Below are 26607 nucleotides of genomic sequence, written 5' to 3' on the forward strand. Positions count from 1 at the left end.
GCGTGCAGCGCCTGGTCTGGTACGAGGAACATTTCGACATTCGTGACGCCATTCAGCGCGAGAAGTCGCTGAAGCGCTGGCCGCGGCAGTGGAAGATCGAGCTGATCGAGAAGACCAATCCAGAGTTGTTCGAGCTTTTTCGCGGAACGGGGTGGTAGTTCGGTTCTGGTCCGCAGGCGCACTGCCGCGTGGTAACGGCATGGATCCCAGGGTCTGCGCCGCGTCGCTTTGCTCCTTGCTCCACCCTGGGATGACGAATTGGAGGGATATTTCAGCCAATCTCCAAGGTTTGCGATTTGCCACTGAACGGAACTATCGACGTTCGCTGCCGATGACCGCAACCTGTCAAAATCACTATGCGGCGGAACTCGCTTCCGGGGGGACGCGCAGCCAGAGCGCCTTTTCGCCCAATGTGCCAACCATGCCCGCGTGCGCGGTGCGCTCGGCATCGGTCAGGCGCGAGGGCAAGGCGATCGGCCGCACACCGATCGAAATATCGATGTCGTCGACATTCTGCCTGCCGCCCGCCGGAGTCAGGATGCTGTCGAGGATGAGGCTTGCCTGCTTGCCGCCGATGAGCTCGATATAGACCTCGGCCAGCAATTCCGAATCGAGCAGCGCGCCGTGCTTGGTGCGGCGGCCGTTGTCGATGCCGTAGCGGCGGCAGAGCGCATCGAGCGAATTGGGGCCCATCGGATGCTTGCGGCGCGCCAGCGCCAGCGTGTCGACGATCCGTCCCGGATCGATGGCCGGATGGCCAAGCCGGCCGAATTCGAGATTGAGGAAGCCGATGTCGAAGCCGGCATTGTGCGCGACCAGCTTGGCGCCGTCGATGAAGGCCAGAAACTCCTCGGCGATCTCCATGAAAGTCGGCTTGCCCTGAAGATCGGCGGCGCTGATGCCGTGCACGGCCTGCGCCTCGTGATGGATTTGGCGGCCTTGCGGGTTGATGTATTTGTGGAAGGTTCGGCCGGTTGGGAAGCGGTTGACCAGCTCGACGCCGCCAAGCTCGATGACGCGGTCCTCGCGCGTGTCGAGGCCGGTGGTTTCCGTATCGAAGATGATCTCACGCATCGAATCAGTCCACTGGTTCCGGCATCATTCTAGCCGAATCACACCTGGAACAAAATGGCAACAGGTAAAGCGGGCTGCAAGCCTCTTAACCAGGCCTGGCTGCCTTATCCCCGACTAGTTCGGCGACGATCGCATTGACAGCCGCGCGCGCCGCATCAAAGCCCTGGCCGGTGTCGATGACGAAGTCGGCGCGCCGGCGCTTTTCGGCGTCGGCAACCTGCCTGGCCAGGATCGACGCCAGTTTCTCCTCGCTCATGCCCGGGCGCGCCAGCACGCGGGCGCGCTGGACTTCAGGCGGCGCGGTGACGACCACGACCTTGTCGACGCGATCACGGCCGCCGGTCTCGAACAGCAGCGGTATATCGAGCACCGCAAGCGGCGCGCCGGCGGCACGATGTTCAGCCAGGAAGGCATCGGCATCGGCACGGACCAACGGATGGATGATCGCTTCCAGACGTTTCAGGGCGGCGGCGTCGCCGAGCACCCGTTCGGCCAGCTTTGTGCGATCGACCGCACCGGATCGGGTGGTCCCGGGAAAGGCCGCCTCGACCATGGGGGCGGCCTGGCCGGCATAGAGGCGATGCACCGCCTCGTCGGAATCATGGACCGGCACGCCGGCCTCGGCAAACATCTTTGCGGTGGTCGACTTGCCCATGCCGATCGATCCGGTGAGGCCGAGCACGATCATTTTATCGCGCCGATATCGGCGATGATCATTTGCCGCAGTTCGGCGGTGACCTGCGGCCTGGTGCCGAACCAGCGCTCGAAGCCGGGCACCGCCTGGTGCAGCAGCATGCCGAGCCCATCGACGGTTCTCAGGCCGCGCGCTTTGGCCGCGGCAAGGAGCGCCGTCTCCAGCGGCACGTAGACGATGTCGGTGACGATCGCGCCGTCCGGCAGTCTGCGGGGATCGGCGGACAGGCCTTCATTGCCATGCATGCCGAGCGCTGACGTGTTGACCAGCAAGCCGGCATCTTCGAGCAATTCGCCGGTCGCCGCCAAGCCATGGGCGGAGACGCCGGCACCAAAGCGGTCGCGCAGCTCCTGCGCCCTCGCAAGCGTCCGATTGACGATGCGGATGTCGCTGACGCCGCGCTGCTTCAGCGCATGAATAACCGCGCGAGCGGCGCCACCGGCGCCGAGCACCACGGCGCGGCCGTTGGCCGCCCAGCTCGGTGCATATTCGTCCAGATTGGCGGCAAAGCCATGGGCATCGGTGTTGCCGCCCCACAATTCGCCATTCTCGAACCACAGCGTGTTGACCGCACCGATCTGTTCGGCGTCGGCGTCACGCCGCTTGGCCAAAGCGAAGGCGGCTTCCTTGTGCGGGATGGTGACGTTGCCGCCGCGATAGCCTTGTGCCTGCAGCGTCTGCAGGAATTCGGCAAACGCCTCCGGTGCAACGTCGATGGCCTCGTAGACGCCGCTGATACCGTATTTCGCCAGCCAGTAGCCGTGGATCTTCGGAGACCTGGAATGCGCGATCGGGTGGCCCGTGACAAACGCCTTTTTCGTGGCCTCAGCCATCGATCGCCCCGAACTCACGCAGCTTGGCCAGCACCGGCAAAAGTGGCAGGCCGACAATAGTAAAATAGTCGCCTTCGATTTTTTCGAACAGCTGGATGCCTTCGCCTTCGATCTGGTAAGCGCCGACGCTGGACAACGCCTTGGCGCCGACGCGCGCAAGATGGCGGCCGATGAAGGCCGGATCGAGCTTGCGCATGGTCAGGCTGGCGATGCCGACATGCCGCCACAGAACCTGGCCGTCACGGCCGAGCACGACGGCGCTGTTGAGATGATGCGTCTTGCCCGACAGCGCCAGCAGATGACGGCGCGCTCCTTCCATGTCGGCCGGCTTATGGAACAGCTCGTCGCCGAGCGACAGCGTCTGATCGCAGCCGAGCACCAGGGCGCCGGGCTTGCGCTCGCTGACGTCGGTGGCCTTGGCTTCGGCAAGCACCAGGGCGACGTCCTCCGGCGACACGCCACTATTCTGCAGCGGCGCCTCGAGCGCGCGCTCATCGACAGAAGCCGGAACCGCTTCGACAGTGACGCCGGCATTGACGAGCAGCGCCTTGCGGAACGGGCTGCCCGAGGCAAGGATGATTTTTTCAGCCATTTTTTTCGCCTGATCTTTCCTTCTCCCCTTGTGGGAGAAGGTGGATTGGCGCGCAGCGCCAAGACGGTTGAGGGGTGCTGGACGGAGTGCAGGTGATGCCAAGCTGGAACACCCCTCATCCGAGCGAGCTTCGCTCGGCCACCTTCTCCCACAAGGGGAGAAGGTAAGGACCACCCACAGCACAAGCGCCCAAAACCCTAGCGCGTCTTGCCGCGCAGGGCAACGATGGCCGCCGCCGTCTCCTCGATCGAACGGCGGCTGACGTCGATCATCGGCCAGCCATGCCGCGTGCATATCTGGCGGGCATAGGTGAGCTCTTCCGCGATCGCGGCGCGGTCGACATAATCGGTCGGCTCATAGGCGCTGGTGCCGAGAATGCGGTTCTGCCGGACTTGCGATATGCGTTCGGCGGTGGCGACCAGGCCGACGATCAGCGGTCTCCTGGCATTGACCAGGGTTTCGGGCACCGGTACGCCGAGCACAATCGGAATGTTGGCGGTCTTGATGCCGCGATTGGCGAGATAGATGCTGGTCGGCGTCTTCGAGGTGCGGGAGATGCCGACGAGCACGATGTCGGCATCATCCATATTGGCCGGCAGCTGACCATCGTCATGCTCCATGGTGAAGTTGAGCGCGTCGATGCGGCGGAAATATTCGGCGTCCAGCACATGCTGGGCGCCCACGCGTCGGCCGGCAGGCGTGCCGAGATAGGACTGGAACACCGTCAGCACCGGCTCCAGCACCGAGACGCAAGGCAGGCCCATGGCCGCGCAGCGTTCGTCGATACCGCGGGCAAGCTTCTGGTCGACCACCGTGTAGAGGATGATGCCCGGCTCCTCCTCGATGTCCTCGAACACCTTCGTCACCTGCTTTTCGGTGCGGATGAGCGGGTAGATATGTTCGATGGCGCGCGCATCCTTGTATTGCGCGGAAGCCGCGCGGCCGGCGGCCAGCAGCGTTTCGCCGGTGGCGTCTGAAATCAGATGAAGGTGAAAGAAGCTCTGCGGTTTGTTCACAGGATACATTCCAGGCTGTGGGCCGATGTGGATAAGCCGGGCGGAAAACTCGGCCACCGCAAAGCGACTGTATCAGATGGCGGTTTGTCCACAATTCGATGTGCTGTCGGCTTCTCCGGGCGGTTGGGGACAAGTCCGGGGACGGAGCTTTTTGCCTTCGCTTCATCCACAGGGGCAATTTCCCTGGCCTGGCGGCAACGCATTGACTCCAGTCGTAAATTCCCGGTTTTCCACAAAGTCCTGCAATCCCGCTGGAGAAGCGCGCGACAATATGCTGGCTGGTCTTTTCGAGGGCAAAGCGGGACAGGAGGCAACCACCACAACCAACAGACTCTTAGAATCATAAGATTCCTAAAAATAGAATATTTAATTATAGGGAAGCCTGGAAAGGCGAGCGCTCAATGCCTCAAGACCGGATCGTGCTGGACGTGTTGAGAGGCAAAGCGGCGTTTCCGCCGCCGCTCTGGATGATGCGCCAGGCCGGCCGCTATCTGCCGGAATACCGGGAGACGAGGAGACGGGCCGGATCGTTCCTCGATCTTTGCTACGACCCGGATCTCGCCGTCGAAGTGACGCTGCAGCCGATCGAACGCTTCGGCTTCGACGCATCGATCCTGTTTTCCGATATTCTTGTCGTGCCGCATGCGCTCGGCCGCGACGTGCGCTTCGAGGAAGGACGCGGCCCGCTGCTGACGCCGATCACGGCTGCGGAAATTGCGGCTCTCGACGGCGAAACGTTTCACGTGAATCTCGAGCCGGTCTACGAGACGGTGCGGCGGTTGCGCGCCAGACTGCCTGATGAAACGACGCTGATCGGCTTCTGCGGTGCGCCCTGGACGGTGGCGACCTACATGATTGCCGGCCATGGTACGCCCGACCAGGCGCCGGCCAGGCTGTTCGCCTATCGCGAGCCGGCGGCCTTTCTTAGGCTGCTGAAGGTGCTCGCCGATCATTCGGCTGCCTATCTGATCCGCCAGATCGAGGCCGGCGCCGACGTGGTGCAGATCTTCGATTCGTGGTCAGGCGTACTCGACGAAGCGTCTTTCGAGTTGTTCTGCGTCGAGCCGGTGGCCTCGATCGTCCGGCAAGTGAAGGCTGCCCATCCCAATGTTCCGATCATCGGCTTTCCCAAGGGCGCGGGAGATCACTATCGAAGCTATCGCCAGAAGACCGGCGTGACCGGGCTGGGCCTCGACTGGACCGTGCCATTGTCGACCGCGAAGGAATTGCAGCGTGACGGCGCCGTGCAGGGCAATCTCGATCCGCTGCGGCTTGTAGCCGGCGGCAAGGCGCTTGACGACGGCGTGGGGGCGATCCTGAAGGCGCTGGGCGACGGGCCGCTGATCTTCAATCTCGGCCACGGCATCACGCCGGAGACGCCGCTCGCTCATGTCGAGCGGATGGTCAAGCTGGTGCGGAGCGCATCGTGACGATGATGGGCGCGGACAATGCGAACGGCACCAACACCGGTAAGGGCGCGATGCGCCGCGCGGCAATCGCGATCGCCATTTTCCTGGTGCTGGCCGGGCTGCTGTTGCTGTTCGGGCCCGATGATTTCTATCCCTGGGCGAAGGCGATCCATGTGATTGCCGTCATCTCCTGGATGGCTGGCATGCTCTATTTGCCGCGCTTGCTGGTCTATCATGCCGATGCCGAAAAAGGCTCCGTCCAGTCGGAGACTTTCAAGGTGATGGAGCGCCGCCTGCTGCGCGGCATCATCAATCCGGCAATGGTGATCACCTGGGCATTCGGCCTGTGGCTCGCCTGGAAAGGCTTTGGTTTTCAAGGCGGCTGGCTGCATGCCAAGATCGCTGCGGTGGTTGGCCTGTCGGCCGTGCATGGCTATCTCGCCGGCGCCGTCCGGAAATTTGCCGAAGACCGCAATGAAAAATCGGCAAGGCACTGGCGGATCGTCAATGAGATCCCTACATTGCTGATGATCGTCATCGTCGTCCTGGTTATCGTGAAACCGTTCTGACGTCTTCGGTTGCCCGCAAAAGGCGGCTTGCTCTTTCAACCGACCGACGATAAAAGACGGGTCTTCCTTCCCGTCATGCGCCGCCCATTTATCGCTTCGGCCGCGCCCGGCATTTGTCGCATCCCGCCGATATTTTTCCCAAAGCTTACTCAGAGTCCGTCTAATGATGCAAGAAATGAAACTCACAGAGTTCAAGAACAAGAAACCGCCAGAGCTGATCGCTTATGCGGAATCGCTCGAGGTCGAGAACGCCAGCGTCATGCGCAAGCAGGAGCTGATGTTCGCGATCCTGAAGAGGCTGGCGACCCAGGATATCGAGATCATCGGCGACGGCGTCGTCGAAGTGCTGCAGGACGGCTTTGGCTTCCTGCGCTCCGCCAATGCCAACTATTTGCCAGGTCCCGACGACATCTATATTTCACCGTCGCAGATCCGGCGGTTCTCACTGAAGACCGGCGATACGGTCGAAGGGCCGATCCGCAGCCCGAAAGAGGGCGAGCGCTATTTCGCGCTGCTCAAGGTCAACACGATCAATTTCGACGACCCGGAAAAAATCCGCCACAAAATCCACTTCGACAATCTGACGCCGCTTTATCCGACCTCGCGGCTGAAGATGGAGATGGAGGTTCCGACCTCCAAGGATATTTCGGCGCGCGTCATCGACCTGGTGGCGCCGCTCGGGAAGGGCCAGCGCGCGTTGATCGTGGCGCAGCCGCGCACCGGCAAGACGGTGCTGCTGCAGAACATCGCCCATTCGATCACCACCAACCATCCGGAATGCTATTTGATCGTGCTTCTGATCGACGAGCGGCCGGAGGAAGTCACCGACATGCAGCGCTCGGTGAAGGGCGAGGTGGTGTCCTCGACCTTCGACGAACCGGCGGTGCGCCACGTCCAGGTTGCCGAAATGGTCATCGAGAAGGCCAAGCGCCTGGTCGAGCACGGCCGTGACGTCGTCATCCTGCTGGATTCGATCACCCGCCTCGGCCGCGCCTACAACACCGTCGTGCCGTCATCCGGCAAGGTGCTGACCGGTGGTGTCGACGCCAACGCGCTGCAGCGGCCGAAGCGCTTCTTCGGTGCTGCCCGCAATATCGAGGAAGGCGGCTCGCTGACCATCATCGCCACGGCGCTGATCGATACCGGCAGCCGCATGGACGAGGTCATCTTCGAAGAGTTCAAGGGCACCGGCAATTCGGAAATCGTGCTCGACCGCAAGGTGGCGGACAAGCGCATCTATCCGGCAATGGACATCCTCAAATCCGGCACCCGCAAGGAAGACCTGCTGGTTCCGCGCCAGGACCTGCAGAAGATCTTCGTGCTGCGCCGCATCCTGGCGCCGATGGGAACGACCGACGCCATCGAGTTCCTTATCGACAAGCTCAAGCAGACCAAGACCAACGCGGATTTCTTCGATTCGATGAATACGTAAGCGGGGTGCCCTTTCCTTCTCCCCTTGCGGGAGAAGGTGGCCGAGCGAAGCTCGGTCGGATGAGGGGTGTTCCAGCTTGGCACCGACGGCGATCCGTCCAGCACCCCTCAACCGTCTTGGCGCTGCGCGCCAATCCATCTTCTCCCACAAGGGGAGAAGGGAAGGCCGTGCCGCATTCCCTCACCTATCCGCGCCGCAGCATCCCTTCCAGCTCATCGGCTTCCATTACCACCGGCAGGCAGACCTGCCCCGTGCAGAGCCAGGCGCCGGGCTCGGCCGTTGGCGGCAGGACGCCGCCTGGCAAGGCCGGCAGATTTGTCGCCGAGCCAACAGGCACGACGATGTCCACCCGGCGCGGGTCTGGATTTCGATTCGCAACCGGAACAAGCCTTGTATTCTCCGGTCTATCCACGATCACCAGCTTCAGCGGTTCAAGCGCCAAGGCACAGGCATTGACTATACCCGCCTGGCCATAGCCCTGGTGCTCCGCCCGCCCGCCCGCGTGCTCTGCGACTGTCCAGGCTTTTTCCCAGAGATCGAGATCGCCCGAAAGCGACGACAATCGGACCAGAGCCTCGATGATCTGGCCGGTAGCGGAAGGAATGGCTTCGTCGACATCGCCGCGGATGCGGATGGGCACATCCGCGCTGTCGGACGCGGTCAGATAGTAGCCGGTCTTGTCGCTGTCCCGGTGCCAAAGATCGAGTTGCTCAATGAAGTTCCCGGCGCGATCGATGTAGCCGGGATTGCCGGTCGCCTCGAACAGTGAGATGGCGGCGTTGGCCATGGCGGCATAGTCGCTCGACAGAGCCGGAAACAGCTTCTTTGCGCCGAGCATCGAATGCGGCAGGCGGCCGTCACGTCCGGCAGCCGCAATTGCGCCAAAGGCCGTTGCCGCCGCTTCGATCCAGTCGGATCGGCCAAGCGACCGTCCGGCCTCGGCAAGGGCTGCGATCATCAAGCCGTTCCAGTCGGTCAGGGCCTTGCCGTCACGCCCGGGCCGCACGCGCTGTTCCCTCGCTGCCAGCAGCCTTTGCTTGAGCGGAACCAGAAGGTCACGATCGATGACGCTCTGCGCCTGTTGAGCATCAGTCTGGCAAATGATCGGCTTGCCTTCCCAACCATGCGGGTCGGCAAGCGTGAAGTATTTGAAAAACAATGCTGAATCGTCGCCAAGGGCTGCTTCTAGCTCATCCCTGCTCCAGGTGTAGAACAACCCCTCCTCGCCCTCGCTATCGGCATCAAGGCTGGCGGCGAAGGCATCGCCCTCGACTCGCATTTCGCGCAACAGCCAGGCAATGGTCTCTTCGATTCGCAGCCGGAACAATTCCTCGCCGGTTGACGCATAGGCCCAATTGCACAAGCGGATGAGCTGGGCATTGTCGTAGAGCATTTTTTCGAAATGCGGGACCAGCCATTCGGCGTCGGTCGAGTAGCGGCTGAGTCCGCCGCCAATATGGTCATAGATGCCACCGGCCAGCATCTTTTCGAGGCTGAGGAGAACGGCGTCGCGGTGCGATGCGGTGCCGTCGCGCAGCCAGGTCAGCCAGAGGCTCTGCATGAACGGCGCGTTGGGGAATTTCGGCGCGCCGCGCAGACCGCCCAAATCGCGGTCGATCATGCTGTCAATGCCATTGGCGAGGTTCGCCAGCATGCCGCGGTCGAGCACGGCCTTGCCATGGCTGCCCGCCAGCCGCGTCTCGACATGCGTGGTCAGGCCGTCGGCACTCTGGTTAACGCTTTCTTTCTTCTCCCGCCAAGCCTTGTCAACCGCCTCCAGCACCTGGACGAAACCCGGCCGGCCGTAGCGGGCTTCGCGCGGAAAGTAAGTGCCACCCCAGAACGGCTTGCCGTCCGGGGTCAGGAACATGGTCAGCGGCCAGCCGCCCTGCTCGCCCATCGAGGACAGCGCCGCCATGTAGATCTGGTCGATGTCGGGGCGCTCCTCGCGGTCGACCTTGATATTGACGAAGAGACGGTTCATGACGGCGGCGACGTCGTCGTTCTCGAAGCTCTCATGCGCCATGACGTGGCACCAATGGCACGCGGCGTAGCCGACAGAGAGCAGGATCGGACGCTGCAGCACCTTTGCTTCGGCCAGAGCGGCGGGCGACCATGGCCGCCAGTGCACGGGATTGCCGCTGTGCTGCTGCAGATAGGGGCTGGCCTCTTCGGCAAGCAGGTTTTGTGCAGGCAATGTCACGGCACTACTCGATGCGGATTGAACAGGCATAGCTAGGGCGCTTCGGCAGAGCGGGCAAATGATTTCAAAAGACTCCATCGTGGCGCTGTCGAGCGGGCGCCTGCCGGCCGGCATTGCGGTGATCCGGATTTCCGGGCCGCAGAGTCGATTCGCTGTCGAAACGATTGCTGGATCGAAGGTGCCAAACCGCGTTGCCACCTATCGCAAGTTCCGGGCGCTCGACGGATCGGTGCTGGACAGCGGCCTGGTCGTCTTCTTTGCCGGCCCCGACAGTTTTACCGGCGAGGACGTTGCAGAGTTCCATGTGCATGGCGGGCGCGCCGTTGTGGCGAGGATGCTGGAAACGATCGCCTCCTTCGACGGCGTCAGGCATGCCGAGCCTGGCGAATTCACCCGCCGCGCCTTTCTCAACGGCAAGCTCGATCTGGTCGAAACCGAGGCGCTGGCCGATCTCATCAACGCTGAAACCGAGGCGCAGCGGCGCTTTGCCGTTCACAACGCCCAAGGCGTGCAGAGCGAAGTCTATCTGGGCTGGCGCCGACGGCTGATCCACGCCCGCGCGATGATCGAGGCCGAGATCGACTTTGCCGACGAGGATGACGTGCCGGGCTCGGTCGCTGATACGGTCTGGTCCGATGTCCGGGCCATGATCGACGAAATCGAGCGCCACGTCGCCGGCTTCCGCGCTGCCGAAATCATCCGCGACGGGTTCGAAGTGGTAATCCTCGGCGCACCGAATGCCGGCAAGTCCAGCCTGTTCAACGCCTTGGCGCGGCGCGAAGCGGCCATCGTCACCGACGAGCCGGGCACGACCCGCGACCTGCTCGAGGTGGTACTGGACCTGGAAGGGGTGCGGGTCAGGGTAACCGACACCGCCGGTCTGCGCGAGGCGCCCGGCAAGATAGAGGCGATCGGCATCGAGAAGGCCAGGACCAAGGCGCACAGCGCCGATCTGCTGTTGCTGCTTGAGGATCTGGCGGAGCCAATCGCAATCGGTGTGCCGCCGGGCGACATTCAGGCGCTGAGAGTTGGAACAAAGATTGACCTGCTGGGGGGTAAATCGCCCTCGCCTGCGGTGCACTATGATTTCGCTATCTCGACGCGGGACGGCACGGGTCTGGCCGAACTGCTGGACGAGATCGGGCGTCGTGCCGCAGTCCAGATCGGCAAGGCCGGCGATGTCCTGCCGTCGCGGCTGCGGCACGTCGAGCTGCTCAACGAGACGAAACGCTTCCTGCTCGCAGCAGTGGTCAGTGGTGATCGCGGGCAGGAGCTACGGGCCGAGGAACTGCGCCTGGCGGCGGATCGGCTTGGACGCATCGTCGGGGCGGTCGATGTCGAGGATATGCTGGACGTTATCTTTTCGCAGTTCTGTATCGGCAAATGACTCACGTGAAACATTGCCAAGTACCGAGATGCGGGCGTGTCGCTAGCTTGCTCGCTTAGTGGGGGGAAGCCGGTGATGATTCACGTGAAACACGTAGCGATGAACGCAGACGGAATCGTTTCACGTGAAACGACTAGTCGGTGTCCTTGACAGTGCAGGCTCACGGGCACATGTGTCGGCGGATTTGAATCGGAATATACAAATGACCAATCACTATGATGTGGTGGTGGTGGGCGGCGGTCATGCTGGTTGCGAGGCGGCTAGTGCGGCCGCGCGGGCTGGCGCCAGGACCGCGCTGGTGACGCTGCGCTTCGACACGATCGGCGTGATGTCCTGCAATCCGGCGATCGGCGGCCTCGGCAAGGGCCATCTGGTTCGCGAGATCGACGCCATGGGCGGGCTGATGGGGCGCGTCGCCGATGCCGCTGGCATCCAGTTCCGCCTGCTCAACCGCCGCAAGGGGCCAGCCGTGCGTGGTCCGCGAACACAGGCCGACCGAAAACTCTATCGCCTCGCCATGCAGGCGGCAATCCGCCAGCAGGCAGGCCTCGATGTCATCGAAGGCGAGGTGCTGGATTTCGAAATCAACGACGGGGAAATCGACGACGGACGCATCGCGGCGGTGCTGCTGGCGGATGGAAGCCGGCTCGCCTGCGGCGCCGTCGTGCTGACGACCGGCACTTTTCTGCGCGGGCTGATCCATATCGGGGAGAAGAAGATCGTCGCCGGCCGCATGAACGAGCAGGCGAGCATCGGCCTGTCGGCGACGATGAGCCGCGCCGGCTTCAAGCTCGGGCGGCTGAAGACCGGCACGCCGCCGCGGCTGGACGGCAGGACGATCGATTGGGCGTCACTGGAGAGCCAGGCGGCGGACGAGGACCCCGTGCCGTTCTCGCTGCTGACCGATCGCATCGAAAATCCGCAGATCCATTGCGGCATTACCCGAACGACCAATGCGACGCACGAGCTGATTCGCGCCAATCTCGGCCGCTCGGCCATGTATTCGGGCTCGATCGAAGGCGTCGGGCCGCGTTATTGCCCGTCGATCGAAGACAAGATCGTCAAGTTCGGTGACCGCGAAGGCCACCAGATCTTTCTGGAGCCGGAAGGGCTGGACGACGACACGGTGTACCCGAACGGCATTTCGACCTCGCTGCCCGAGGACGTGCAACTCGACATCCTGAAGACCATTCCGGGGCTGGAGCGGGCAACCATGCTGCAGCCGGGCTATGCCATCGAGTATGACCATGTCGATCCACGCGAGCTCAAGCCGACGCTGGAAACCAGGCGGATCGCCCGCCTTTTCCTCGCCGGCCAGATCAACGGCACCACCGGCTACGAGGAGGCCGGCGCGCAGGGGCTGCTTGCCGGCTTGAATGCGGCGCGCAAGGCGTCGGCGAGCGAGGAAATCGTGCTCAGCCGCACCGAAGCCTATATCGGCGTGATGGTCGACGATTTGACCAGCCGCGGCATTGCCGAACCCTACCGCATGTTCACCTCGCGGGCCGAGTTCCGGCTATCGCTGCGAGCCGACAACGCCGATGAGCGGCTGACGCCACTGGCGATAAGGCTGGGGATTGCCTCGCCGGAGCGGATGCAGCGGTTCAACAATAGTATGCAAGACCTTGAGAAGGCGCGACAGCTCGCCCTCGGCACCACCATGACCCCCAATGAGGCGGCGCGCCATGGGCTCGAAATCAACCGGGACGGCGTCCGCCGCTCGGCCTATGAGCTGCTGGCCTATCCCGGCGTCGACATCGCCTGGCTGGCGCGAATCGAGCCGGCTTTCGCGGCGATCGACAGCAAAACGGCCGAACGTCTTGAAACGGAAGCCAAATATTCTGTCTATCTCGACCGGCAGCAGGCCGATGTTTCGCAGATCAGGCATGAGGAGAGCAGGCTTATTCCCAAATCGCTCGACTTTGCTTCTGTTCCCGGCCTGTCGAACGAGTTGAAGCAGAAGATGCTGGCACGCCAGCCGCGCTCGATTGCCGATGCGCAACGCATGGAAGGCATGACGCCGGCCGCGCTGGCGATTATTGTCGCCCATGTCCGCAATGCCGAGGCGGCCGCGCGAAAGCAGGTCGCGTGAGCGCAGCGTCCTGGGCAAACCTGCAGGCGGCAGCGGGCCCGGTTTCACGTGAAACATTCGATCGCCTGGTCGAGTTCGAGGCCGTCTTCCAGAAATGGAACCGCCGGATCAATCTGGCCGCGCAATCGACGCAGGACGATGTCTGGCGCCGCCACATCCTCGACAGCGCGCAGCTGGCGCGAATCAAACCAGAGGCGAAGCGCTGGGTCGATCTCGGCTCCGGCGGTGGGTTTCCCGGCCTTGTGCTGGCCTTTTTGCTTGCCGAGCGGGACGGCGCCGGTATCGACCTGGTTGAAAGCAACCGGAAAAAAGCATCGTTCCTGCAAGCGGTCATCGGACAGTTCAGCCTGCCCGCCAAGGTTATCGCGCGCCGCATCGAAGACAGCTATCCTCTTGTTCCTGCACCGCAAATCGTCACAGCCAGGGCACTCGCCTCGCTGCCCGACTTGCTCGACCTGGCGGCACCGTGGCTGACCAAGGGGTCGCGCGGCCTGTTTCACAAAGGCCGGGATTACCGCGCCGAAGTGGCAGAAAGCGCTCAACGATGGTCTTTCGATCTGGTAGAACATGCCAGTGCAACCGACGCGCAGGGCGTCATTCTCGAAGTATCCGACTTGCGACAGCACCCTGCTTGTGACCGGCGACCCAAATGAATTTCTGGCATAGACCCATGATGAAGAACGGCCCCCGAATCATCACCGTCGCCAACCAGAAGGGCGGCGTCGGCAAGACGACGACCGCCATCAATCTGGCCACCGCGCTGGCGGCCATAGGCGAACAGGTGCTGATCGTCGATCTCGACCCGCAGGGCAACGCCAGCACCGGGCTTGGCATCGACCGGCGCGACCGGACTGTCTCGTCCTATGATGTGCTGACCGGCGAGCTGGATCTCGAAGCGGCGGCGATCCCGACGGCGGTGCCTGGCCTGTCGATCGTACCGTCGACGCTCGACCTGCTCGGCATCGAGATGGAAATCGCCTCGGCGCCGGATCGGGTGCTGCGGCTGCGCAACGCTCTGCGGGCTTCGGCTGAGCGCTCGGCCAATTTCGGCTATGTGCTGATCGACTGCCCGCCGTCGCTCAACCTGCTGACACTGAATTCGATGGCTGCGGCCGATTCGGTGCTGGTGCCGCTGCAGTGCGAGTTTTTCGCGCTGGAGGGCCTGAGCCAGCTTTTGGAGACGGTCGAGCAGGTGCGCCGCTCGATCAACCCCGACCTGACGATCCAGGGCATCGTGCTGACCATGTTCGACGGGCGCAACAATCTCGCCAACCAGGTGGTGCAGGATGTGCGGGCGCATATGGGCGACAAGGTCTATGAAACCGTCATCCCGCGCAATGTCCGCGTTTCCGAGGCGCCATCCTACGGCAAGCCGGCGATTCTCTACGACCTCAAATGTTCGGGCAGCCAGGCCTATCTGCAGCTTGCTTCGGAAGTCATCCGCCGCGAGCGCAAATTGCGTGCCGCCTAGCAGTAACCAACAAGCGATTCGATACCGAAACGATCTGGACGGACGATGAACGAAGACCCTTCGAGGAAAAGACTGGGACGGGGACTGGCGGCCCTGATCGGCGAAATCGATCGCCCGGCGGCACCGGAAAAGCCGGGGTTGGCGGCCGACGGCAAGGTGCCGATCGAGTTCCTCAGCCCTAACCCGAAAAACCCGCGCCGGCATTTTGGCGACGCCGACCTGACCGACCTCGCCCAGTCCATCCGCGAACATGGCGTGGTGCAGCCGGTGGTGGCGCGGCCGTCGAAAACCCAGCCGGGCCGCTACGAGATCATCGCCGGCGAGCGACGCTGGCGTGCGGCGCAACGCGCCGGGCTGACCGAAATCCCGATTATCGTGCGCGACGTCAACGATCGCACGGCGCTCGAACTGGCGATCATCGAAAACGTCCAGCGCACCGACCTCAACCCGGTCGAGGAGGCGCTCGGCTACCAGCAGCTGATCGACGACCATGGCTATACCCAGGCCGATCTCGGCCAGGTGATCGGCAAGAGTCGCAGCCATGTCGCCAACACGTTGAGACTGCTCAAGCTGCCCGACGTCATCCGCGACATGCTGGTCGACGGGGCGCTCTCTGCCGGCCACGCCCGTACCCTGGTGACGGCCAACGACCCGGCCGGGCTTGCCAAGCGGATCATCGATGAGGGGCTTTCGGTGCGCCAGGCCGAGGCCTTGGCGCAGCTGCCGGTCGGCGCGCCGTCGGCAAAACGCCAGCCCGCCGCACCGCCGCAAAAGGATGCCGACACGCTGGCGCTGGAGCGGCTGATGACCAGCACGATCGGCATGATTGTCACGATCGAGCACAACCAGCGCGGCGGCGTGATCAGCGTCGCCTACCGGACGCTGGAGCAGCTCGACGAGCTTTGCCGAAGGCTGAAGCGGGAGTAGGTAGGTTGCTAAAATTAGCCGGCAAATAAGATTTTTGCTGCCGTGCGGTGATTGGCGAAATCGTCGAAGTAGTTAATCTCCCCCCTTGAGGGGGAGATGGCCGGCAGGCCAGAAGGGGTCGTCAAATTTCAAGCGCCACCTCCTCTGTCGTCGCGGAAGGGGCTGGTGTTCTACGCGCTGTGACCCCCTCTGTCGCCTTTGGCGACATCTCCCCCTCAAGGGGGGAGATCAGGTGCGCTGCGCCAGCCTGGCGCTCTCCGCGGCGATGCCGAGCAGGGCCTGGCGTGCCAGCGCGATCGACAGATCCGGCCGCCGGCGTGTCTGCAGCACCGCCGTCTGCAGGCGGTTGAGGGCGCGGCCGAGCGCCTCGCTGCTCCAGCGTTCGAGGGCTTTCTCGACCAGCTTGCGCCTGGAGAAAAACACCGGCGGGCGCGCCGCGGCAACGACCGAAGCGGCATTGCGGCCGCCGGCGTCCATCAGGCCGCGCATCGCCTGGATCGCCTGCAACTGCCGCATCGCCGATGACAGCACCAGAAAGGGCTGGCCGCCGGACTGGCAATGGCGGGTGAAGGCGGTGTCGAAGTCGGCGATCCTGCCTTCGAGCAGGGCGTCGATCGCCGCGTCGAAGGAGAGGCCCGAGACATCGCCAGACGTCGCCTTGACGTCGTCGAGGCCGATTTCGGCCTGGCCATGCGCGTAAAGCACCAGCTTCTCGATCTCGCCGCGCGAGGCCAGCCGGTCGCCGCCGAGATTGCGGCGCAGCGCCTGCCGCGCCTCCAGCGTCATCGACATGCCGGCCTTGCGCAGTTCGGCGTCGATGACCGTGTCGATGTCCCTGGCCTCATCGGCGTAGCAAGGCAGAGCCATGGCATTGTCCGCCGCCTCCACCACGGCGCGCAGGCCGACGCCCTTCTTCAGGTCGCCGGCCTCGATGAGGATGATGGCGTCCCGCGCCGGCTCCGACGTCAGCGCCTTGACGTCGTCGGCAAGCGCCTTCTGAGCGCCGGCGTTGCGCACCCATAGCAGGCGCCGCTCCGAAAACATCGGCACGGTGCGCGCCTCGTCGAGCAGGCGGCCCTCGTCGCGATCGACTTCCGAACCGTCCAGCCTGACGACCGAGAACGGATCGTCAAGCGGCAGGCCGGTCTTGCCGGCAAAGGCCTTTGCCCGCTCGGCAACCAGCCCGCGATCGGGACCGTAAAGCAGCACGATCGAGACGCGCGGATCCGGCTTCGCGAGCCATGCATCGACCTCGTATGCTTTCTTTTGTGCCATGGGCGCTGATTAGCATGACGCGGGCGCGGGGTGAACGGCGCCGCCCTCCTTTCCTTCTCCCCCTTGTGGGAGAAGGTGGATTGGCGCGCAGCGCCAAGACGGTTGAGGGGTGCTGGCCGGAGCGCTGTTGGTGCCAAGCTGGAACACCCCTCATCCGACCGAGCTTCGCTCGGCCACCTTCTCCCACAAGGGGAGAAGGAGGTGCTCGCGCCGCCCAACCCGACGCATTGCCTTATCTGGCGGGAAACCCGGCGCAATCATCTCCCAAATTGCGCGCCGGCGCGGAAGATCGACAAGAAATTTCGCCGACATATCTCCATCCTGTCGGCCGCGGGCAGCAGCCAGCGGCAGCGAAGCCGCGCCCGACGAATTGGCACTGGTCTGGCGGTGTGCAAGTATCCTGGCCGGGCAACAGTGGAGGACCGAGATCATGGCCGATGCCGGAATGCTGCGCTTCCATGTTCCGGAACCGGAAGTGCGGCCGGGCGGGACGCCGGATTTCTCCAATGTGAGCATTCCAAAAGCTGGCTCGGTGCCGCGCCCGAAGATCGACGTCGACCCGCGCGACATCCGCGATCTGGCCTTCTCGATCATCCGCGTGCTCAACCGCGCCGGCGAGGCGGTCGGGCCGTGGGCAGGGCTGCTTTCGGACGACGAGTTGCTGGAGGGGCTGCGCCATATGATGACGCTGCGCAGCTTCGATGCGCGCATGCAGATGGCACAGCGCCAGGGCAAGACCTCTTTCTACATGCAGCATCTCGGCGAAGAGGCTGTGAGCTGCGCCTTCCGCAAGGCGCTGTCGCGCGGCGACATGAATTTTCCGACCTATCGGCAGGCCGGCCTGCTCATCGCCGACGGCTACCCGATGGTCACGATGATGAACCAGATCTATTCGAACGAGGCCGATCCGCTGAAAGGGCGGCAATTGCCGATCATGTATTCATCGAAGGAGCACGGCTTCTTCTCTATCTCCGGCAATCTGGCGACGCAGTACATCCAGGCGGTCGGCTGGGCGATGGCCTCGGCAATCAGCAACGATTCAAAGATCGCCGCCGCGTGGATCGGCGACGGTTCGACCGCCGAGTCCGACTTCCATTCGGCGCTGGTGTTCGCCTCGACCTACAAGGCGCCGGTCGTGCTCAACGTCGTCAACAACCAGTGGGCGATCTCGACCTTCCAGGGCATCGCCCGCGGCGGCTCCGGTACTTTTGCCGCCCGTGGGCTCGGCTTCGGTATTCCGTCGCTGCGCGTCGACGGCAACGACTATCTCGCCGTCCATGCGGTGGCCAAATGGGCGGCGGAACGGGCGCGCAGCAATCTCGGGCCGACGCTGGTCGAATACGTCACTTACCGCGTCGGCGCCCATTCGAGCTCCGACGACCCGTCGGCCTACCGGCCGAAGGCCGAGTCCGATGCCTGGCCGCTCGGCGACCCGATCGTCAGGCTGAAGAACCATCTCATCCAGCGCGGCGTCTGGTCGGACGAGCGCCACGCCCAGGCCGAGGCGGAAATCCTCGACACGGTGATTTCGGCGCAGCGGGAGGCCGAGCGCCACGGCACGCTGCATGCCGGCGGCAAGCCCTCGGCGCGCGACATGTTCGAGGGCGTCTATGCCGAGATGCCGCCGCATCTCAGGCGCCAGCGCCAACAGGCAGGGGTCTGACCATGCCGCGGCGGACCATGATCGAGGCGATCCGCGACGCCATGGACGTGTCGATGGCGCGCGACAGCCAAGTCATCGTGTTCGGCGAGGATGTCGGCTTCTTCGGCGGCGTCTTCCGCTGCACGCAAGGCCTGCAGGCGAAATACGGAAAGAGCCGCTGCTTCGATGCGCCGATCAGCGAATCCGGCATTGTCGGCGCGGCCATCGGCATGGCCGCCTACGGGCTGAAGCCTTGCGTCGAGGTGCAGTTTGCCGACTATGTTTATCCAGCCTATGACCAGATCGTCTCGGAAGCGGCGCGGCTGCGCTACCGGTCGAACGGCGATTTCACCTGCCCGATCGTCGTGAGAATGCCGACCGGCGGCGGCATTTTCGGCGGCCAGACCCACAGCCAGAGCCCGGAGGCGCTGTTCACCCACGTCTCCGGCCTGAAGGTCGTGGTGCCCTCGAACCCGCATGACGCCAAGGGCCTGCTGATCGCGGCGATCGAGGATCCGGACCCGGTGATCTTCCTGGAACCGAAGCGGCTTTATAACGGGCCTTTCGACGGTCATCACGAGCGGCCGGTAACGCCATGGTCGAAACATGAGCTCGGCGAGGTTGCCGACGGCCATTACACGGTGCCGCTCGGCAAGGCGGTGATCCGACGGCCGGGTGCGGCGGTCACCGTGCTTGCCTATGGCACGATGGTCTATGTCGCCCAGGCGGCAGCCGAGGAGACCGGCATCGATGCCGAGATCATAGATCTGAGGACACTGCTGCCGCTCGATCTCGAGACGATCGTCGCCTCGGTCAACAAGACCGGGCGCTGCGTGGTCGTGCACGAGGCGACGCTGACATCGGGGTTCGGCGCCGAACTTTCGGCGCTGGTTCAGGAGAGCTGCTTCTATCATCTGGAAGCGCCTGTGGCGCGGGTCACCGGCTGGGACACGCCCTATCCGCATGCGCAGGAGTGGGACTATTTTCCCGGTCCTGCCCGGCTAGGCCGCGCGCTGGTCGAAACGATGGAAGCCTGAAGAGGGAACGATGGGCGAATATGTCATCAAGCTGCCCGATGTCGGCGAAGGCGTCGCCGAGGCCGAGCTCGTCGAATGGCAGGTCAAGGTCGGCGATCTCGTGCGCGAGGACGCCGTGCTTGCCGCTGTCATGACCGACAAGGCGACGGTCGAAATTCCGTCGCCCGTCGATGGCGAGATCGTCTGGTTGGGCGCCGAGATCGGCGACACGGTGGCGATCGGCTCGCCGATTGTCAGGTTGAAGGTGGCGGGCGAGGGTAATGTGAACGCAGGCGCGAAATCGGCGGAGGGTGAGGCGGCACCTACCCCCACCCCTAGCCCCTCCCCACAAGGGGGAGGGGGACGAGCTTCGGCCGCCAAAGCCGAAGCCAGGTCCAGCTCGCCCTTGGTCGGGCATGTGCCAAGAACCGAGGGCGCACGAACGGCGGATACGGAGTCCCCCTCCCCCTTGTGGGGAGGGGTTAGGGGTGGGGGTACTGCGCCGGCTTTCGGGGGTATAGTGCCGGTCGGTGCGCCGCGCCCCGAGGGCGAAAAGCCACTGGCCTCGCCGGCCGTCCGCTTGAGGGCGAAAGAGGCCGGCATCGACCTTCGGCAGGTCCCGGGAACCGGCGCGGCCGGGCGCATCCGGCACGAGGATATCGAGGCTTTCCTGGCGCGCGGACCCCGGCTCGCCAAGGTTTCCGGCCTTGCCCGCAACGAGGCGGTCGAGGACATCAAGATAGTCGGGCTCAGGCGAAAGATCGCCGAGAAGATGACGCTGGCCAGGTCGCGCATCCCGCATATCACCTATGTCGAGGAGATCGACGTCACCGCGCTCGAGGATTTGCGCGCCGCGCTCAACAAGGAGAAGCGGCCGGGCGCAGACAGGCCGAAGCTGACGCTGCTGCCGTTCTTGATGCGGGCGATGGTCAAGGCAATCGCCGACCAGCCCAATGTCAACGCACTGTTCGACGACGAAGCCGGCATCGTCCACCAGCATGGCGGCGTCCACATCGGCATCGCCGCGCAGACGGCTTCCGGGCTGATGGTGCCGGTGGTCAAGCACGCCGAGGCGCGCGACATCTGGGACTGTGCAGCCGAGGTTGTCAGGCTGGCCGAGGCGGCAAAATCCGGCACGGCGACGCGCGACGAACTCTCGGGATCGACCATCACCATCACTTCGCTGGGCGCCATGGGCGGCGTGGCGACGACGCCGGTGATCAATCATCCGGAAGTGGCGATCGTCGGCGTCAACAAGATGATGGTGCGGCCGGTATGGGACGGCAGCCAGTTCATCCCGCGCAAGATGATGAACCTGTCCTCCAGCTTCGACCACCGCGTCATCGACGGCTGGGACGCGGCGGTGTTTATCCAGCGGATCAAGACGCTGCTGGAGACGCCGGCGCTGATTTTTGTGGACTGAGGAGATGAGAACGGTCGCAAAGGCCCCCTCGCCCGGCAGCATGGGGCGCCGGGACGCTGGCTCCCCCTTCTCCCCTTGTGGGAGAAGGTGTCGCCGAAGGCGACGGATGAGGGGTGCTCCAGCTTGGCACCTACCGCACTCCGTCCAACACCCCTCATCCGTCTCGGCGCTACGCGCCGATCCACCTTCTCCCACAGGGGGAGAAGGAAAGGCGCGCAGCGGCCGGATGGTGGGGCATTTATCCCCGAAAGGACGCAGCTGACATGAAGGAAATCTCCTGCAAGCTGCTGGTCATCGGCGCCGGTCCGGGCGGCTATGTCTGTGCCATCCGCGCCGGGCAGCTGGGCATCGACACGGTGATCGTCGAGGCAGGCAAACCGGGCGGAACTTGCCTCAATGTCGGCTGCATCCCGTCAAAGGCGCTGATCCATGCAGCCGAAGAGTTCGAAAAGCTCTCGCACATGGCCGGCGGCAAAAGCCCACTCGGCATAACGGTCGCGGCACCGTCGCTTGATCTCGCCGCGACCATTGCCTGGAAAGACGGCATCGTTAGCCGGCTGAACAACGGCGTCGCCGGCCTGCTGAAGAAAGCTGGCGTGAAGACGGTGCATGGCTGGGCGACATTTCGCGACGGCAAGACCGTTGCCGTCGAGACCGAGATCGGCATGCAGGTGATCCGAGCCGAAACGGTGGTGATAGCGACTGGCTCGGCGCCGGTCGAGCTGCCATCGCTGCCGTTCGGCGGGCCGGTCATTTCGTCGACCGAGGCGCTGGCGCTGAGCGAAGTTCCGGAGAGGCTGGCGGTGGTCGGCGGCGGCTATATCGGGCTGGAACTCGGCATCGCCTTTGCCAAGCTGGGCGCCAAGGTGACCGTGGTCGAGGCGTTGCCGCGCGTGCTGGCGCAATATGATGCGGAACTGACCCGGCCGGTGGTGAAGCGGCTGGCCGAACTCGGCATCGAGGTGCTCGTGAACGCCAAGGCCAAGGGGCTGTCCACTAAGCGCGACGCGCTGCTGGTCGAGACGAATGGCGGCAAGAACGGCAAGATTGCCGCCGACAAGGTGCTGGTCACGGTCGGTCGCAAGCCGGTGACCGAAGGCTGGGGGTTGGAGCAGATCGACCTCGACATGGCCGGACCCTTCATCCGCATCGACGACCAGTGCCGCGGCTCGATGCGTGGTATCTTTGCCATTGGCGACGTCACCGGCGAGCCGATGCTGGCGCACCGGGCCATGGCGCAGGGCGAAATGGTCGCCGAGATCGTCGCCGGCCACAAGCGCAGCTGGGACAGACGAGCGATCCCGGCTGTCTGTTTCACCGATCCGGAGCTGGTCACCGCAGGCCTGTCGCCGGAGGAGGCCAAGATCCGTGGCGAGATCAAGGTCGGACTGTTTCCCTTCACCGCCAATGGCCGGGCGATGACGAAGTTGGGCGAGGACGGATTCGTCCGGGTAGTGGCGCGGGCGGACAACCATCTGGTGCTTGGCATCCAGGCCGTCGGCCAGGGCGTGTCGGAGCTGTCCACTGCGTTTGGGCTGGCGCTGGAGATGGGTGCGACGCTGGAGGACATCGCCGGGACGATCCATTCCCATCCGACGCAGGGCGAGGGTTTTCAGGAAGCGGCGCTGAAGGCGCTGGGGCATGCGCTGCATGTCTGAGGGCTCGCGCTCTCCCCCCTTGAGGGGGAGATGGCCGGCAGGCCAGAGGGGGTCGGTTCGACTGGATGCGACCTCCCTTGCGACAGATGGAGGTTGGCGCTCTACGCGAGGCGACCCCCTCTGTCGCCTTCGGCGACATCTCCCCCTCGAGGGGGGAGATTACGCAGCTCACCCCGCAAGCCGGCTAACCATCTCGTGCTGCGCATAGGCGCGGCCGAAGCGGTTGGCCAGGAACGCGTCGAGCGCGATGTCCTCCTGCTTGATGAAGCCTCTCGCCGGCAAGGTCCCGTCGGCCAGCATGTCGAGCACCGCGCAGATGGCGGAGGCGGTGGTGATCTGGATGGCGCTGCGCACCGTTTCGCCGACGCGCCTGGCGTAGATCTTGTTGGCGTAGGTCTCTTGCAGCAGGCGGCCGTTCTTGCGGCCGCTGACAGTGACGAAGACGATGACCACGTCCTGCAGCGTCGCCGGCAGGGCGCTTTCGAAAATGTCCTTCAGCACGTCGCGGCGGTGGCGCAGGCCGAGGTCGTTGAGCAGCGCCTTCATGATCGCGGCATGGCCGGGATAGCGGATGGTGCGGTAGTTCAGCGTGCGCACTCTGCCCTTCAGCGTTTCGGCCAGCGTGCCCAGCCCGCCCGAGGTGTTGAACGCCTCATAGGTGACGCCGTCGAGCGAGAATTCTTCACGCTCCTCGAGCGGCGGCACTTCGATCAGCTCGCCTTCGACGATCGCCTCGCAAGGCTCGCAATATTCGTTGATGACGCCGTCGGTGCTCCAGGTCAGATTGTAGTTCAGCGCATTCGACGGGTACTGCGGCAGCGCGCCGACCCGCATGCGCACGCTTTCCAGCGTGTCGAAGCGGCTGGCGAGATCGTTGGCAACTATCGAGATGAAGCCCGGCGCCAGACCGCATTGCGGGATGAAGGCGCTGCTGCCGGAACGCGCCAGTTCCTTGACCCGCCTGGTGCTGACGACGTCCTCGGTCAGATCGAGATAGTGCACGCCGGCGCTGGCCGCCGCCTCGGCGATGCGCGTGGTCAGATGGAAAGGCGCGGCGCTGAGCACCGCGAATTTGCCGGCCAAGGCCGCTTCGAGGGTGCCGGCGGCCTCGATGTCGAGTTCCAGCGTCTCGACCGTTTCAGACAGTTCGGCCGCGCCGAGCTGCGCCGCCGAGCGGTCAATGAGCGTGACATGGTAGTCGCCCGTGGAAGCCAGCATCTCGGCAATGGTCGAGCCGATCTTGCCGGCGCCGACGACGATGATTTCCTTCATGACCGGTCCCTCGCACCAATGCTAAATTCACGGTTAGAATCGCAGCTTGCCTGTCGAAAGGAAGCGTGAGATTGTACGAAACGCAACCTCTCTTTGGGCAATGTGCCGGTAAGGTTCGTCGAAATGCTCAGCGATGCCGACCAGGCTCTGCTTTCCCTGCTGCGCACCAATGCGCGCGCCTCGACCGCCGAACTGGCGCGGCGGCTCGGCGTCTCACGAACGACGGTGCAAAGCCGGATCGAGCGGCTGGAACAGCGCGGCATCATCGCCGGCTACGGCGTCAGGCTGTCGCCGGATTACGAGCAGGGGCTGGTCAGGGCGCATGTCCTGCTCACCGTCACCCCCAAGCTTGCCGACAAGGTGGTGCGCAGCCTGCAGGCGCTGGCACCGGTTCGCACGCTGCACTCGGTCAGCGGCAATTTCGATATGATCGTCATCGTCGAGGCGCCGTCGATCAGGGATCTCGACACGCTTCTTGACCAGATCGGCGCCATGGACGGAGTCGAGCGCACGTCGTCGTCGATCATCCTGTCGACGCGGATCGACCGCTGAGCGGGCCTGACGACGCGGGTCCAGAGACGCTGGCGGGACAGCGCCCCCCTCTGTCCTGCCGGACATCTCCCCCACAAGGGGGGAGATCGGCAGCTTCGGCGCTCCGCTCATTCCTACGACGGTGAAGATTGGCGAAAGCCAAGGTGACGTCCGATCTCCCCCCTTGTGGGGGAGATGCCCGGCAGGGCAGAGGGGGGCGCGAAGGATCACCGAGCGCAGTGATCGTTCTGGCGCTCTCGCGGCAAAGCGATATAGGCTTCGAAGATGTTGGATGAGACTCGCAGAGAGGCCGCGTCCTCTCGCGCCAAGCTGACAAGTCGCGCTGTCACGCAACGATTTCCAGAGGAGGCCTCCTTGCCCAAGCAGTGTTTTGGAAAATCCCATGTGCCGTTGTCGCCGGCGGTCAGGGCCGGCGATTTCGTCTATGTCTCAGGCCAGGTGCCGGTCGGCACAGACGGGCTGGTGGTCAAGGGCGGCATCGCCGAACAGACCGAGCAGGTGCTGTCGAACGTCAAGGCGGCACTGGTGCTGGCCGGCTGTACCCTCGACGACGTAGTCAAGACGACGGTCTGGCTCGAAGACGCCCGCGATTTCGGCATTTTCAACACCGTCTATGCCAGGCATTTCCCGAAAGACCCGCCGGCGCGCACGACAGTGGAGTCGCGGCTGATGATCGACATCAAGATCGAGGTCGAGGCCGTTGCCTACAGGCCGGCCTGACGGGAAAGTGGAGACAGGCGCGATGCAATTCGATCTCCTGATAAAAGGCGGCCGCCTCATCGATCCGGCGTCCGGCCTCGACGCGCAGCGCGATCTGGCGATTGCCGACGGCCGTATCGCCGCCATCGACGCCGAAATCCCCTTCGAACGAGCAGCCCGCGTCATCGACGCCACGGGCTCCATCGTCGCGCCCGGCCTGATCGACCTGCACAGCCATGTCTATTGGGGCGGCACGTCGCTCGGCGTCGATGCCGACCGGCTCGCCGCAAAGAGCGGCACCACCACCTTCATCGATGCCGGAAGCGCCGGCGCCGGCAATTTCCTCGGCTTTCGCCGCCACGTCATCCAGCGCTCGAAGGTCCGTATTCTGGCTTACGTCAACATTTCCTTTGCCGGCATATTCGGCTTCTCGCAGACCGTGGCGGTCGGCGAGTGTAGCGACCTCCGGCTCTGCGAACCGCGCGAGGCGGTAGCGGCGGCTCGCGAGCACGCGGACGTGGTTGTCGGCGTCAAGGTCCGCTCGGGTCGCCATGCCGGCGGCACCAGCGGCATCGCGCCGGTCGATCTCGCGCTCGAAGCCGCCGACAAGGCCGGCCTGCCGCTAATGGCGCACATAGACGAGCCGCCGCCGGGCCGCTCGGAAGTGCTGCCGCGGCTGCGCAAGGGCGACATCCTCACCCACTGCTTCCGGCCGTTTCCCAACGCGCCGGTCTTCGCCTCGGGGGCGGTGCGGCCAGATATGCGGCTGGCGCGCGAGCGCGGCGTCATCTTCGACATCGGCCACGGCATGGGCTCGTTCGATTTCGAAGTGGCGAAAGCGATGCTCAGCGAGGGGCTGGCGCCGGACGTGATCAGCAGCGACGTGCATCTCTACTGCGTCGACGGGCCGGCCTTCGACATTCTGGTCTGCATGTCGAAGCTGCTGGCGCTCGGTATGCCGCTGGTCGAGGTGCTGCGCGCCGCCACGCAGCGCCCTGCCGAAGCGATCGCCAGGCCCGATCTCGGCAGGCTTGCGGTGGGTGCGGTCGGCGACATCGCGGTGTTGCGGCTGCGTCCGGGCCGCTTCACCTTTGTCGATTCGGTCGGCGCCTCGCTGGTCGCCGAGCAAAGGCTGGTCTCGGACGGAATCGTGGTCGGCGGCAGCTGGTGGCCGAACGAGGCGGTGGACGATCTCGGCGAGACCGAACGCTTCGAAGCGCATGCGCACGACACGCATGTCGAGGTGGCGAGCCGGCATTTCGGGCGTGGGTGATCTCCCCCCTCGAGGCAGGGCTATCGCATATGAGTGATGGCATTGATGAGATAGTCGTCGTTCCAGGCGCATTTCTTGATGCGATGGCTGATGGGAAC

At 64.2% G+C, this 26607-nt stretch carries 24 protein-coding genes; 16 read left to right on the forward strand and 8 right to left on the reverse strand.

Annotated elements, in window-relative coordinates; all coding sequences use genetic code 11:
* Positions 1–158, forward strand: a 158-nt coding sequence (locus tag NKH16_RS32015) for a GIY-YIG nuclease family protein (RefSeq protein WP_502911774.1), incomplete at its 5' end; no start/stop codon positions are given.
* A gap of 196 nt (positions 159–354) precedes the next feature.
* On the opposite strand, the gene dnaQ is transcribed toward NKH16_RS32015, so the two are convergent.
* The 5 genes from dnaQ to NKH16_RS32040 form a co-directional block, all read right to left on the reverse strand.
* Complete coding sequence (gene dnaQ, locus NKH16_RS32020) at positions 355–1074, reverse strand: DNA polymerase III subunit epsilon (RefSeq protein ID WP_352458814.1); 720 nt, start codon at positions 1072–1074, stop codon at positions 355–357.
* Between the two features lie 85 nt (positions 1075–1159).
* A complete protein-coding gene (gene coaE, locus NKH16_RS32025) occupies positions 1160–1762 on the reverse strand; it encodes a dephospho-CoA kinase (RefSeq protein ID WP_352453665.1) in 603 nt (200 codons plus the stop codon).
* Positions 1759–2601, reverse strand: a complete 843-nt coding sequence (locus NKH16_RS32030) for a shikimate dehydrogenase (RefSeq protein ID WP_352903482.1) — start codon at positions 2599–2601, stop codon at positions 1759–1761. The genes coaE and NKH16_RS32030 overlap by 4 nt, the downstream gene beginning before the upstream one ends.
* The gene (locus NKH16_RS32035) at positions 2594–3193 is read right to left on the reverse strand and encodes a Maf-like protein (RefSeq protein ID WP_352458815.1); all 600 of its coding nucleotides are present in this window, start codon (positions 3191–3193) and stop codon (positions 2594–2596) included. Before NKH16_RS32035 ends, NKH16_RS32030 begins: the two co-directional genes overlap by 8 nt.
* A gap of 197 nt (positions 3194–3390) precedes the next feature.
* Positions 3391–4209 (reverse strand): pyruvate, water dikinase regulatory protein, encoded by an 819-nt coding sequence (locus NKH16_RS32040; RefSeq protein WP_352453668.1) that lies wholly within the window; start codon positions 4207–4209, stop codon positions 3391–3393.
* Between the two features lie 401 nt (positions 4210–4610).
* Between NKH16_RS32040 and hemE the strand changes: the two genes are divergently transcribed.
* From hemE to rho, 3 genes are all read left to right on the forward strand, one after another.
* A complete protein-coding gene (gene hemE, locus NKH16_RS32045; RefSeq protein ID WP_023675923.1) occupies positions 4611–5639 on the forward strand; it encodes a uroporphyrinogen decarboxylase in 1029 nt (342 codons plus the stop codon).
* Positions 5640–5641: 2 nt separating this feature from the next.
* Positions 5642–6187 (forward strand): protoporphyrinogen oxidase HemJ, encoded by a 546-nt coding sequence (hemJ, locus tag NKH16_RS32050; protein ID WP_031211566.1) that lies wholly within the window; start codon positions 5642–5644, stop codon positions 6185–6187.
* A 166-nt stretch (positions 6188–6353) separates the two neighbouring features.
* Positions 6354–7619: a transcription termination factor Rho gene (gene rho, locus NKH16_RS32055; RefSeq protein WP_023675925.1), complete on the forward strand. Its 1266-nt coding sequence runs from the start codon at positions 6354–6356 to the stop codon at positions 7617–7619.
* Positions 7620–7803: 184 nt separating this feature from the next.
* On the opposite strand, the gene NKH16_RS32060 is transcribed toward rho, so the two are convergent.
* The gene (locus NKH16_RS32060; RefSeq protein WP_352903484.1) at positions 7804–9822 is read right to left on the reverse strand and encodes a thioredoxin domain-containing protein; all 2019 of its coding nucleotides are present in this window, start codon (positions 9820–9822) and stop codon (positions 7804–7806) included.
* Between the two features lie 58 nt (positions 9823–9880).
* Here NKH16_RS32060 and mnmE point away from each other — a divergent pair, with 58 nt between their 5' ends.
* The 5 genes from mnmE to NKH16_RS32085 all read left to right on the forward strand — a co-directional run bounded on the left by mnmE (position 9881) and on the right by NKH16_RS32085 (position 15699).
* Complete coding sequence (mnmE, locus tag NKH16_RS32065) at positions 9881–11209, forward strand: tRNA uridine-5-carboxymethylaminomethyl(34) synthesis GTPase MnmE (RefSeq protein WP_352903486.1); 1329 nt, start codon at positions 9881–9883, stop codon at positions 11207–11209.
* A 202-nt stretch (positions 11210–11411) separates the two neighbouring features.
* Positions 11412–13301 carry a tRNA uridine-5-carboxymethylaminomethyl(34) synthesis enzyme MnmG gene (gene mnmG, locus NKH16_RS32070; protein WP_352903488.1) on the forward strand — a complete coding sequence of 630 codons (1890 nt, stop codon included), beginning with the start codon at positions 11412–11414 and terminating at the stop codon, positions 13299–13301.
* Positions 13298–13954, forward strand: a complete 657-nt coding sequence (rsmG, locus tag NKH16_RS32075) for a 16S rRNA (guanine(527)-N(7))-methyltransferase RsmG (protein WP_352903490.1) — start codon at positions 13298–13300, stop codon at positions 13952–13954. Before mnmG ends, rsmG begins: the two co-directional genes overlap by 4 nt.
* A gap of 17 nt (positions 13955–13971) precedes the next feature.
* Positions 13972–14772 carry a ParA family protein gene (locus NKH16_RS32080; RefSeq protein ID WP_084642633.1) on the forward strand — a complete coding sequence of 267 codons (801 nt, stop codon included), beginning with the start codon at positions 13972–13974 and terminating at the stop codon, positions 14770–14772.
* Positions 14773–14817: 45 nt separating this feature from the next.
* Positions 14818–15699, forward strand: a complete 882-nt coding sequence (locus NKH16_RS32085) for a ParB/RepB/Spo0J family partition protein (RefSeq protein WP_352491256.1) — start codon at positions 14818–14820, stop codon at positions 15697–15699.
* A gap of 228 nt (positions 15700–15927) precedes the next feature.
* Here the strand turns inward: NKH16_RS32085 and holA are convergent, their stop codons facing one another.
* Positions 15928–16974: a DNA polymerase III subunit delta gene (holA, locus tag NKH16_RS32090; protein WP_352903492.1), complete on the reverse strand. Its 1047-nt coding sequence runs from the start codon at positions 16972–16974 to the stop codon at positions 15928–15930.
* A gap of 430 nt (positions 16975–17404) precedes the next feature.
* Here holA and NKH16_RS32095 point away from each other — a divergent pair, with 430 nt between their 5' ends.
* The 4 genes from NKH16_RS32095 to lpdA all read left to right on the forward strand — a co-directional run bounded on the left by NKH16_RS32095 (position 17405) and on the right by lpdA (position 22713).
* Positions 17405–18637, forward strand: a complete 1233-nt coding sequence (locus NKH16_RS32095; protein ID WP_254817940.1) for a 3-methyl-2-oxobutanoate dehydrogenase (2-methylpropanoyl-transferring) subunit alpha — start codon at positions 17405–17407, stop codon at positions 18635–18637.
* 2 nt (positions 18638–18639) lie between these two features.
* The gene (locus tag NKH16_RS32100) at positions 18640–19653 is read left to right on the forward strand and encodes an alpha-ketoacid dehydrogenase subunit beta (RefSeq protein WP_352903494.1); all 1014 of its coding nucleotides are present in this window, start codon (positions 18640–18642) and stop codon (positions 19651–19653) included.
* Positions 19654–19663: 10 nt separating this feature from the next.
* Positions 19664–21055: a dihydrolipoamide acetyltransferase family protein gene (locus NKH16_RS32105; RefSeq protein WP_352903496.1), complete on the forward strand. Its 1392-nt coding sequence runs from the start codon at positions 19664–19666 to the stop codon at positions 21053–21055.
* Positions 21056–21318: 263 nt separating this feature from the next.
* The gene (gene lpdA, locus NKH16_RS32110) at positions 21319–22713 is read left to right on the forward strand and encodes a dihydrolipoyl dehydrogenase (RefSeq protein ID WP_352903498.1); all 1395 of its coding nucleotides are present in this window, start codon (positions 21319–21321) and stop codon (positions 22711–22713) included.
* A 168-nt stretch (positions 22714–22881) separates the two neighbouring features.
* Here the strand turns inward: lpdA and NKH16_RS32115 are convergent, their stop codons facing one another.
* Entirely contained in the window at positions 22882–23985 is a 1104-nt protein-coding gene (locus NKH16_RS32115; RefSeq protein WP_352903499.1) for a saccharopine dehydrogenase family protein, read from the reverse strand.
* Positions 23986–24108: 123 nt separating this feature from the next.
* Here NKH16_RS32115 and NKH16_RS32120 point away from each other — a divergent pair, with 123 nt between their 5' ends.
* The 3 genes from NKH16_RS32120 to NKH16_RS32130 all read left to right on the forward strand — a co-directional run bounded on the left by NKH16_RS32120 (position 24109) and on the right by NKH16_RS32130 (position 26509).
* Complete coding sequence (locus tag NKH16_RS32120; protein WP_352474012.1) at positions 24109–24537, forward strand: Lrp/AsnC family transcriptional regulator; 429 nt, start codon at positions 24109–24111, stop codon at positions 24535–24537.
* A gap of 354 nt (positions 24538–24891) precedes the next feature.
* Complete coding sequence (locus tag NKH16_RS32125) at positions 24892–25257, forward strand: RidA family protein (RefSeq protein WP_352903501.1); 366 nt, start codon at positions 24892–24894, stop codon at positions 25255–25257.
* Positions 25258–25279: 22 nt separating this feature from the next.
* Positions 25280–26509 (forward strand): amidohydrolase/deacetylase family metallohydrolase, encoded by a 1230-nt coding sequence (locus NKH16_RS32130; RefSeq protein ID WP_352903503.1) that lies wholly within the window; start codon positions 25280–25282, stop codon positions 26507–26509.
* Positions 26510–26607 lie beyond the last annotated feature (98 nt).

Origin of the sequence: Mesorhizobium sp. M1307, from assembly GCF_040318155.1 — a bacterium.
Classification (GTDB): Bacteria; Pseudomonadota; Alphaproteobacteria; order Rhizobiales; family Rhizobiaceae; genus Mesorhizobium.